The sequence below is a fragment of the Actinophytocola sp. KF-1 genome (assembly GCF_054661535.1).
On sequence record NZ_BAAFVK010000014.1, the window covers coordinates 273038 to 283745 of the forward strand.

The window sequence follows — 10708 nt, forward strand, 5'->3', positions numbered from 1 at the left end:
GTGGATCTCTGACACGATCGGGCTGCTCCAAGTACCATCAGTGACAGGGAACACTGGGCAAGGGGGCAGCTGGCTTTGTGGGGGGACCACACTGATCCGATCCGGATCTTTCTCTACCACCCGTACAACCTGGCGTTGATCGGGCTGCGCAGCGCGATGGCGGGCGAGCCCGGGATCACCGTGGTCGGTGCGGGCGGGTCACGACGATTATTGGCCCGGCACGCCAAGGACCCGGACACGGACGTGATCGTGCTCGGCCTGCACGACGCGGCGCGGCCGGTCGAGTTCGACGACGTCCGCACGGCACGCGGCACGGCACAGGGCCCGCGGATCGTCGTGCTCAGCCAGGACCACGAACAGGGCACGGTGCGTGCCGCGATGCGCGCGGGCGCGCGGGCGTTCCTGAGCCTGGACTCGTCGGCCGAGGAGCTGCGGCACGCCGTCCGCACGGTCGCGGCGGGTGGCGCGGTGCTGTGCCCGTGCGGCGCGGAGGCGATGTTCGACGCGGTGGCGGGCCCGGTGCGGATCCCGGAGAGCAGGCCCCCGTCCGGTCACGACGACCTGAGCAGGCGCGAGCGCCAGGTCCTTGGCCTGCTCGCGAGCGGGCACAGCAGCGCCGAGATCGCGGAGCTGCTGTCGGTCACGGAGACGACGGTCCGCTCGCACGTCCACCACCTGCTCGGCAAGCTCGGGCTGCGCAGCCGCGCGCAGGCCATCGCGTGGGCGTTCCAGCACGGCCTCGTGCCGTCGGTGCCCCCGCCCCCGTCAGCCCCTGCCTCGCTCGACCGCGTCCGCCATGTCCGCCACAGTCGGCGCGTCGAACACGACCTGCAGCGGCAGCTGCACGCCTAGCTCCGCGCGCATCCGCGTCACCAGCCTCGTCACCAGCAGCGAGTGGCCGCCGACGGCGAAGAAGTTGTCGGTGACGCCGACGCGGTCCAGCCCCAGCAGGTCCTGCCACATCTCCGCGATCCGCTGCTCGGCCGGCGTCCTCGGCGCCACGTACTCCCCCGCCGCGACCGGGCGGCCCGCGTCCGGTGCGGGCAGCGCCCGCCGGTCCCGCTTGCCGCTGGCGGTCAGGGGGATCGCGTCGAGGACGGTCCACGTGGCGGGCACCATGAACTCCGGCAGCGCACTGGTCGCGTGCTCGCGCAGCGCGGCCAGGAACGCGGCGGTCCCCCGCCACAACGCGGGCCGCGTCCCCGCCACCAGGCCGGGGCGGGTGGCGTGCACGTTGTACAGGCCGGTGGTGGCGAGCTGCGGGTCGCGCAGCACCTCGACCCGGTACCCGTGCCCGGTGAGCAGGGCGGTCACCGCGGCGAGGCTGCCGTCCCGGTCGTGCACCTCGACGACGATCTGCGCGATGCGTGCGAAGTCGGCGTCGTCGATCCCGGCGAGCACCTCCTGCTCGCTCTTCTCCACGTCGATCTTCAGCAGGTCGATCCGGTCGGCGCCGAGGTCGGCGAGCACGTCGGAGAGCCTGCGGACCCGGCACTCGTACGGCACGGTGCGCAGCCGTTCGGCGAGCAGCTCGTCGAGCACGTCCTCGTCGAGCTCGACGCCCTGCGCCCGCACCTGCTCGACCAGGAACGACTTCACGACCCGGCGCTCGTCGGACTGGTCGGGGTGGCGGCCGGACAGCACGGACGCGTACGGGTAGTAGGCGAACGTCGCGGTGGTCTCTTCCGCGCCGAGCGCGACGGGCACGACCTCGCCCGCGACGGCGTGGAGCGCGCGGTTGTGCCGCAGCACCGCGACCGCCGGCGGCATCGGCTCGACGGAGTGGATGGTCGGCGACGCGCACAACCCGGCCGCCCACACGGCGAACAGGCCGACGTTCGCGCCGACGTCGACGATCACCGCGTGGTCGGGCAGCACGACGCCGCCCCGCAGGTAGGTCTCGTCGGCGAAGATCTCCCCGGCCATGAAGTCGGTCTCGGACCGGTTGAGCGCGAACACCGTGGTGCCGTCGGGCAGGTCGAGCACCTCCGCGCCGTCGGGCGTGGTCGCGGTCAGCCCGGCGACGCGGGCCGGTGCGGGTGCGTGCCGTTCGCCGGGCACGACGTACGCGGCGAGCCTGCCGTCCTCGCGCAGCACCACGGCCGCGTCCCGCACCGCGGGGTGCGCGGCGACCACGGCCTCGATCTCGCCGGGCTCGACGCGGAACCCGCGCACCTTCACCTGGTCGTCGGCGCGGCCGACGAAGTGCAGCGTGCCGTCGGGTGCGCGGCGGGCGAGGTCGCCGGAGCGGTAGGCGGGCGCGCCGGTGACGGGGGCGGGCACGAACCGTTCGGCGGTCAGCTCCGGCCGGTCGCGGTAGCCACGCGCGACACCGGGTCCGCTGACGACCATCTCCCCCGCGACGCCGTCGGGCACCGGGTTGCCGTGCACGTCGAGCAGGTGCACGGTGGTGCCCGCGAGCGGCCGCCCGATCGGGCTGACCCCTGAGTCCACATCGGACTGACGGCACACGTGCCAGGTGACGTGCACGGTGGTCTCGGTGATGCCGTACATGTTGACCAGCCGGGGATTCTCGTCGCCGAACCGGCCGAACCAGTCCCGCAGCGCCGACGGGTCGAGCGCCTCGCCGCCGAACACCACCAGCCGCAGCCGGTGCGCGAGCCCGCCGCGGTCCGCGACGGCGTGGCACAGCTGCCGGAACGCCGACGGCGTCTGGTTGAGGACGGTGACGCCGTGCCGTTCGAGGAGCTCGGCGAACCGGCCGGGTGCGCGGGTCAGCTCCTGCGGCACGACCACGAGGGTGCCGCCGTGCAGGAGCGCGCCGAACAGCTCCCACACGGAGAAGTCGAACGCGAAGCTGTGGAACAGGGTCCAGGTGTCGGTGTGGTCGAACCGGGCCCACGGCTGGGTGGCGGCGAACAGCGACACGACCTGGCGGTGCCGGACCTCGACGCCCTTGGGCCTGCCGGTGGACCCGGACGTGTACATGACGTACGCGAGGTCGTCCGGTCCGGCCGGGCACTCGAACCGTGCGTACGGCTCGTCCGACGGGGTCAACGGCACGACGGGCACGCCGAAGCCGACGTCCTCGGTCGCGAGCACGGCGATCGCCCCGGCGTCGGCGACCAGCGCGGCGACGCGGTCGGGCGGGTTCACCGGGTCCAGCGGCAGGTACGCGGCGCCGGTGCGCAGGGCCGCCAGCACGCCGACGACCAGTTCGGCCGACCGGTCCGCGTACACGCCGAGCACCTCACCGGGCCGCGGGCCGAGGCGTGCCGCGACCCGGCCTGCCCGGTCCGCCAGTTCGGCGTAGGTCAGCTCGCGGTCGCCGTCGACCACGGCGACGGCGTCCGGGGTGCGGGTGACCTGCTCGTCGAACAACGCGACGAGCGTGGTCGCCGGCACCGTCAACGGTTCCGCGGGCCAGGCGGGTGCGCCGCCGGGCGTCAACGTCGACACCGGCCGCGCGGGGTCGGCGGCCATGGCGTCGAGGATCCTGGCGAGCCCGTCGAGCATGCCCGCGACGGCAGGCTCGGTGAGCCTGCGCCGGTCGAACATGGCGTGCAGGCCGAGCCTCTCCCCCGGTTCGACCAGCAGCGTCAGCGGGTAGTGCGAGCAGGACCAGCTGCCCGCGAACGACACCGCGAGTTCCCCGTCGCCGCCGAACAGGTCGCTGTCGACGGGGTAGTTCTCGAAGCCCATCAACGTCTCGAACAGCGGCGTGCCGGGCGGGGTGTCCGCGCACGCCTGGATGCGGGCGAGCGGGGTGTTCTCGTACTGCCGTGCCGTCGCCTGGTCGTCCTGCAGCAGCCGCAGCCACTCCCCGACCGGCAGGTCGCCGCCGGTCAGGACCCGCACCGGCAGGGTGTTCAGGAACGGGCCGACGATCCCGGCCGCGCCGTCGAGGTCGGCGGGCCTGCCCGCGACCGCGGCGCCGAAGACGACGTCCCGGTCCCCGCCGTACACCGACAGCAGCGCCGCCCACGCGCCCTGCAGGACGGTGTTGGCGGTGACGTGCTGGGCGCGGGCGAACGCGTGCAGGCGGGCGGTGTGCTCCGCGGACAGCTCGGTCCGCAGCTCGCCGAACGCGTCGGCGGGCGCGAACTGCCCGTCCGGCCGCGGCACCCGCAACGCGGTCGGCTCCGACCACCCGGCGAGCACGTCGCGCCAGTACTTCTCGGCGTCGGCGAAGTCGCGCTTGGCGAGCAGCGCCACGTGGTCGCGGAACGACCCGGCGGGCGGCAGCGGCGTGCCGCGGTAGGTGTCGAGGACCTCGCGGAGCACGACGGCGAAGCTCCAGCCGTCGACGACGAGGTGGTGCGCGGTCCACGTGAGCACGTGCTCGTCGTCGGCGACGCGGAACAGCGCGAACCGCACGAGCGGCGGCACGGTCAGGTCGAACCCGGCGGCCCGGTCGCGCGCGAGGTAGGCGTCGAGGTCGGCCCGCTGTTCCGCTTCCGTGCGGTCGCGCCAGTCGGCGAGGTGCCAGCGCGGCGGGTGCGGCGTGGTGGCGACGACCTGCACGGGGTCGTCGACGTCCGCCCACACGAACCCGGTGCGCAGCGCGGCGTGCCGGTCGAGGACGGTCGCCCAGGCGGCACGCAGGTCGCCGACCCCCAGCGGCCCGCGCAGCACGAGCCGCACCTGCTCGACGTAGGCGCCGGTGCCGGGTTCGGCGATCGTGTGGAACAGCAGCCCGCGCTGGGTGGGGCTGAGCGGGTAGATGTCCGCGATGTCCGTCACGGGCGCACCTGCCGCACCTGCTCGGCGACCGCCGCGGCGACGTCGGCCGCGGCGGACTCCAGGAAGAAGTGGTCACCGGGGAAGATCCGCAGCGGCGCGTCCCGCGTGGTGAGCGCGCCCCAGTCGCGGACCTGCTCGGGGTCGATGGCGGCGTCGGCGTCCCCGGCGTACAGGCTGACCGGGCAGTCCAGCGGCGGGGCCGCCGGACGGGCGAAGGCCCTGCGGGTGGACTCGAACAGCAGGTAGTCGGCGCGGATCGCGGGCAGCATCAGCGCGAGCACGGCCGGCTCGGCGATCTGGCGCGCGGTGAGCGCACCCGCCTTGCGCAGCCCGCGCACGAACTCCCCGTCGGTGAGGCTTTCCAGGTCTCCCAACGACTCCTGCTGCCACGGCGGCGCCGCGCCCGACAGCACCAGCGCGGCCGGTTCCACCCCGTGCCCGGCACGCATGGCGACGGCGAGGTCGGCGGCCAGCAACGCGCCCATGCAGTGTCCGAACAGGACGGTCGGGCCGTCGAACCACGGCAGCAGCTCGGGGAGCAGTTCCGCGCGCAGTGTTTGGGTGTCGGTGACGGGGGTGTCACCGCGGCGTTCCTCGCGGGCGGGCAGCTGCACGGCGAGCACGTCGGCGGTGCCCGCGAGCAGCGCGGGCCAGTCGGCGAACACGGACGCGCCGCGGCCCGCGTAGGCGAGGCAGACGACCCTCGGCCTGGTGGGCCGTCCCGGCGGCGCGGTGCCCGGTCCGGGGCGGAGCCAGCCCTGGCTGGTGGTGGTCACGATCGCATCTCCTCGTCCTGGCGCGCGCGGGCGTTCGCGCGGCGGAACTGGTCCAGCACGGTGGTGAGGGCCTCGTCGGTGAGCGCGGCGAGCGGGAAGTCCGACGGCGTGTAGCGACCGGCGCCGGGGGTGACGCAGTGCCGGACGAGGCCGGTGAGTTCGACGACGAACCGGTCCACGGCGGCCTCGGCGGCCTCGTGGGCGTACCGGTCGCCGTCGTACGTCCAGGCGATGTGGAAGCGGCCGTCGAGGACGCGGCAGTCGATCTCCAGTGCCCAGGGGCGCCGGTTGCCGGGCGCGCTCGTCCGGCCCGCCATGCCGTCGGCGATGCGCAGCAGACCGCCGCCGAGGCCGTCGAGCCTGCCGAGGTAGTTGAGCACGATGTCGGCGCGCGGCCAGTCGGCGTGCAGCACCTCGGCGCCGCCGGGCAGGCCGCGCACGGTCTCCTTGACCGCGACGATCGCGTCGCCGGGGTCGAGGTGCGGGTCGACGGCGAGCGCGACCGGCGTGATCGTGGTGAACCAGCCGACGGTGCCGGAGACGTCCGGCAGGCCGGGCACCGCGCGGCCGTGTCCCTCCACGTCGACCCGCAGCGGCCCGCCGTCGGGCATGCGGATGGTCCTGGCGAGCGCGGTGAGCAGCAGTTCGTCGACCCCGGTCCGGTAGGCGCTGCCCGCCCTGGTGACCAGGTCGGCGGTGGTGGCCTCGTCCAGGGTCCGGGCGACGGTGACCGCCTGGCGTTCCGGTCCGGCGGGCGCCGCAGGCGTGACGTCCGCGAGGCGTTCCGCCCACGCGGCGGCCTGCCCGGCGAGGTCGGGACCGTCGGCGTGGTCGGCGAGCGCGTTGGCGTAGGCGCCGAACCCGGTCTCGACGGGCGGCAGCGACGCCCCGGCGTAGGCGGCGGCCACGTCGTCGAGCAGCACCTGCCACGACACGCCGTCGACCACCAGGTGGTGCGCGGTGACGAGCAGCGCGGCCGCGCGGCCACCGACGACGAACACGACGGCACGGGCGAGCGGCCCGTCGGTCAGGTCCAGCGCCGTGGTGGCGGGCAGGTGGTCCCGCCACGCGCCGCCGTCGGGCACGTGCAGCCGTTCGACCACCGCGGCGATCTCGTCGGCGTAGTACTGGGTCCACGCGACCGCGGTGCGGCGGAACCGCAGGCGGAACACGTCGTGCCGGTCGAAGGCGGCCGCGAGGGCGGCGGTGAGCCGGTCGGCGTCGAGTGGTCCGTCGACGGGTTCGAGCAGCAGCGCCTGGGCGAAGTGCGCGGGCTCGGCGAGGTCGAGGTCGAGCAGCCAGCGCTGGATCGGCAGGAGCGGCACCGAACCCTCGAGCTGTTGCCGGGCCGCCGCCGGGCCGTCGAGCCGCGCGGCCGCGGCGAGCTCGGCCACGGTCTGGTGCTCGAACAGGTCGCGCGGCGTGACGCGGATGCCCGCGCGGGCGGCACGGGACACGACCTGGATGCTCAGCACGGAGTCGCCGCCCAGCTCGAAGAACCGGTCGTGCACGCCGATCCGGTCGCGGCCGAGCACGTCGCACCAGATCGCGGCGAGCGCCTGTTCGACCGCGGTCGTCGGCTCGGCGTGGGTGCCGGCGTCGGGCTCCTGCCGTTCGCCCGCGCCGGCGGCGACGAGCCGCGCCCGGTCGACCTTTCCGTTGCCGGTCAGGGGAAGCGCGGGCCAGAACGTGGTCGTCGGAGGCACCATGTACGCGGGCAGCCGGGCGGCGAGGTGCGCCCGCACGTCGCGTGCGGTGAGCCCGTCGGCGACGACGTGCGCGGCGAGGGTGCGGTTCGCGTCGCGGGCGCCGAGCACCACCACGGCCGCGTCGGTGACCCCGGGCAGCGCGGCGAGCGCGGCCTCGATCTCGCCCAGCTCGATGCGGTGGCCCTGCACCTTGACCTGTGAGTCGGCGCGGCCGAGGAACTCGATGGTGCCGTCGGGCCGGTACCGGCCGAGGTCGCCGGTGCGGTACTGGCGTTCGCCGGTGCGCCGGTCGACGGGGAACGACGCCCGCGTCCGCTCCTCGTCGTCGTGGTAGCCGAGCGCGACGCCGACCCCGGCGATCCGCAGCTCCCCCGGTACCCAGTCGGGGCAGTGCGCGCCTGCGGCGTTGACGACGTGGAAGCGCTGGTTGGTGAGCGGCCTGCCGTACGGGATGCTCGGCCACGACGGGTCGAGTTCCCCGATGGGGTGGCTGATCGACCAGATCGCGGCCTCGGTGGCGCCGCCGAGGCTGGTGAGCGCGGTGTCCGGCGCGACGGCCCGGGAACGTTCCGGCAGCGTCAGCGGGATCCAGTCGCCGGACAGCAGCACGTCCCGCAGCCCGGGCGCGGGCAGCCCGGCGCGGGCGAGGTGGTCGACGTACATGCCGTAGAGCGCGGGCACGCTGTTCCACATGGTCACGCCGTGCGCGGTGACGAGGTCGGCCCAGTGCTCGGGGTCGTGGGCGCGGTCGGCATCCGGGAGGACGAGGGTGGCGCCGGCGGCGAGGACCCCGAACACGTCGTACACCGACAGGTCGAAGCTGAGCGACGACAACCCGAGCACGGTGTCCCCGGGGCCGACGGCGAAGCGGGTGTTGATGTCGGTGACGGTGTTGAGCGCAGCGCGGTGGTGGACCACCACGCCCTTGGGTTCGCCGGTGGACCCGGACGTGAAGATCACGTACGCGACGTCGTCCCCGGCCGGTCCCGGCCGTTCGCGGAGTTCGGCGGTGCCGTCCACATCGGACTCGGTGAGCACGGCGGTGGCGCGGGTGCGGGTCAGCAGGTGCTGCCTGCGCGCCTCGGGGAGGTCGGGGTCGACGGGCACGTAGGCGGCGCCCGCCTTGAGCACCCCGAGCACGGCGACGACCTGCTCCCAGCCCTTGCGCATGCGCACGGCCACGAGGTCGCCGCGCCGGACACCGGTCTCGACGAGCCGGTCGGCGACGTGCTCACTGGCGTGGTCGAGTTCGCCGTAGGTGAGGGTGCGTGCGGACGTCCGCACCGCGACCCGGCCGGGTTCGGTCCGCGCGCGGCGGACGAACGGCTCGTGCAGCCCGCCGCCGGGCACCGGCGCGTCGGTCCGGTTGGCGTCCCGCCGCGCGGTCAGCTGGTCGGCCGGGATGAGCGACAGGGGCGGCCGGTCCCATGCGGCCGCGTCGTCGGCCAGCTCGCGGACGAGCCCGGTGAGCGCGTCGACGAGGACGTCGGTGAGGCCGGGCGGGAACATCTCGTCGATCGTGTCGACGTCGAGCACCAGCTCACCCCGGTCGGCCATGACCTGCAGGTCGACCAGCACCTGCGGGGTCTGCGCGACGCTGTGCACGCGGGTGCCGAACCAGCCGAACGGCACGGTGCCGCGCGCGGGTTCGTCACCGGCGAGGAGGCTGGTGAAGACGTAGGGCACGCCGAGCCGGAACGCGTCGTCGCCGCGCAGCGCGCCGGCCTCGGCGACCAGCTCGACACCGCTGCGGCCGACGTGCTGCACGTCGCTCCACAGCCTGCGCTGCACCGCCTTCGCCCGGTCGCGGAGCGTCGGCGCACTGGCCGCGTCGACGGCGACGGGCACGTTGGAGGTGAAGTCCCCGACGATCGAGTCGGCGGCCGGGTGGACCGTGCGCAGCGTGAAGGTGGTGACGTTGACGCAGAACTCGGGACTCGCGCTCCACGTGCCGAGCACCTCGGCGTAGGCGGCGAGCAGCACCGCGGAGGGGCTGATCCCGGCCGCCGCGGTGGCGGCGAGCAACCGCTGCCACCGGTCACGGTCCAGCCGCGCACTGCGCCGCGTGAAGGTGGGCCGGCCGAGCGCCTCGGGATCGCGCGCCAGCGGAAGTTGCGGTGGCGGCGGCAGCTCGGGAAGCCGCGGCCGCCAGTACTCGTCGGCGGCGGACCGGTCGGCGGCCAGGTGGTCGAGGACGACATCCCGGAAGGACAACCCGAGCGGCGGCAGGACGGCGTGCGGTTCGCGGTGGAGCAGCTGCCACTCGTCGGAGAGGATCGCGAAGCTGCGGCCGTCGCAGGCAACCATGTCGACGGCGAGGTGGAGCCGGGTGGTGCCGTCGGGGTGCCGGGTGGCGTGCACGTCGAAGAGGGGCCACTCGGCGGTGCTCCGGCCGGGGTCGGTGAGCCGCGCCCGCAGGTCGGCCAGTTGCGCGTCGCTGCTGATCTCCGTGCGCTCGACCGCGTAGTACGGCACCTCGGGCAGGATCCGCTGCCGCCCATCCGGGTCGACGACGGCACGCAACATCTCATGCCGCCGCACAAGCCGGTTCCAGGCGGCTTCGAGCCGGTCGATGTCGGCGTCGGTCTCGTACTCGAGGTAGTGCCGGGCAGGCACGCCGCCGAGCGCCATGCTCTGGCCGACCCAGTACGCCCGCTGGATCGGCAGCAAGGGGAATGGCTCGTACCGGTTCTCGGTAGCGGGCGGCGCGTCATCGATGACGGGCTGCCCGGCATCGGTGGCACTCCGCGCAGGTTCGCCCAGCCCACCCTCGACAGCCGACGCCGCGACAGGCGATCCGGCGACCACCGAAGGCGGTGCAGCTTCGGCACCAGACAGCCCACTCTCAACGGACAACGCCGAAGGCGGCGCGGCCTCATCAGGAGACAGCCCAGCGTGAGCAGCCGCAGGCGGCGCATCCTCGGCAAGGGGCACGCCACCCTCAGCAGATGGCACACCAGTCCCCGAGGGCGGCGCAGCCCCGCCAGCAGGCAGCCCACCCTCGGCAAGCGGCACAGCAGCCGCCGAAGGCCGCGCATCCCCCGCAACGGGCAGGCCACGCTCAGCAGCCGCCGCAGGCGGCGCAGCCCCACCAGCAGGCAGCCCACCCTCGGCATGCGACGCGGCGACCACCGAAGGCGGCGCAGCAGCCGCCGAAGGCCGCGCATCCCCGACAACGGGCAGGCCACCCTCGGCAGCCAGCGCAGCCGCCGAAGGCGGCGCGGCCTCAGCAGGAGACGCAGCCCCGCCAGCAGGCAAGCCAGTCTCGGCAGGAGGCGCAACCGCCGCCGAAGGCGGCGCGGCCCCACCAGCAGGCAGGGCAACCTCGGCAGCCTGCGCGGCTGCCGAAGGCGGCGCAGCCCCACCAGCAGGCAGCCCACCCTCGGCAAGCGACACGGCGACCACCGAAGGCGGCGCAGCAGCCGCCGAAGGCCGCGCATCCCCGACAACGGGCAGGCCACCCTCGGCAGCCAGCGCAGCCGCCGAAGGCGGCGCGGCCTCAGCAGGAGACGCAGCCCC

General features: G+C 74.7%; 4 protein-coding genes. 1 reads left to right on the top strand and 3 read right to left on the bottom strand.

The genetic code is table 11. The annotated features are described in order from the left end of the window. Positions 1 to 135 precede the first annotated feature (135 nt). A complete protein-coding gene (locus ACYQ77_RS36420; RefSeq protein ID WP_459719992.1) occupies positions 136 to 852 on the top strand; it encodes a LuxR C-terminal-related transcriptional regulator in 717 nt (238 codons plus the stop codon). Here the strand turns inward: ACYQ77_RS36420 and ACYQ77_RS36425 are convergent. From ACYQ77_RS36425 to ACYQ77_RS36435, 3 genes are read right to left on the bottom strand one after another with little or no spacing between them, the layout of a single operon-like run. After that, a complete protein-coding gene (locus ACYQ77_RS36425; protein ID WP_459719995.1) occupies positions 766 to 4704 on the bottom strand; it encodes an amino acid adenylation domain-containing protein in 3939 nt (1312 codons plus the stop codon). The two genes, ACYQ77_RS36420 and ACYQ77_RS36425, sit on opposite strands and share 87 nt — an antisense overlap. Then, positions 4701 to 5480 (bottom strand): thioesterase II family protein, encoded by a 780-nt coding sequence (locus tag ACYQ77_RS36430; RefSeq protein ID WP_459719998.1) that lies wholly within the window; start codon positions 5478 to 5480, stop codon positions 4701 to 4703. The genes ACYQ77_RS36425 and ACYQ77_RS36430 overlap by 4 nt, the downstream gene beginning before the upstream one ends. Continuing rightward, complete coding sequence (locus ACYQ77_RS36435) at positions 5477 to 9859, bottom strand: amino acid adenylation domain-containing protein (protein ID WP_459720001.1); 4383 nt, start codon at positions 9857 to 9859, stop codon at positions 5477 to 5479. Before ACYQ77_RS36435 ends, ACYQ77_RS36430 begins: the two co-directional genes overlap by 4 nt. Positions 9860 to 10708: the final 849 nt, after the last annotated feature.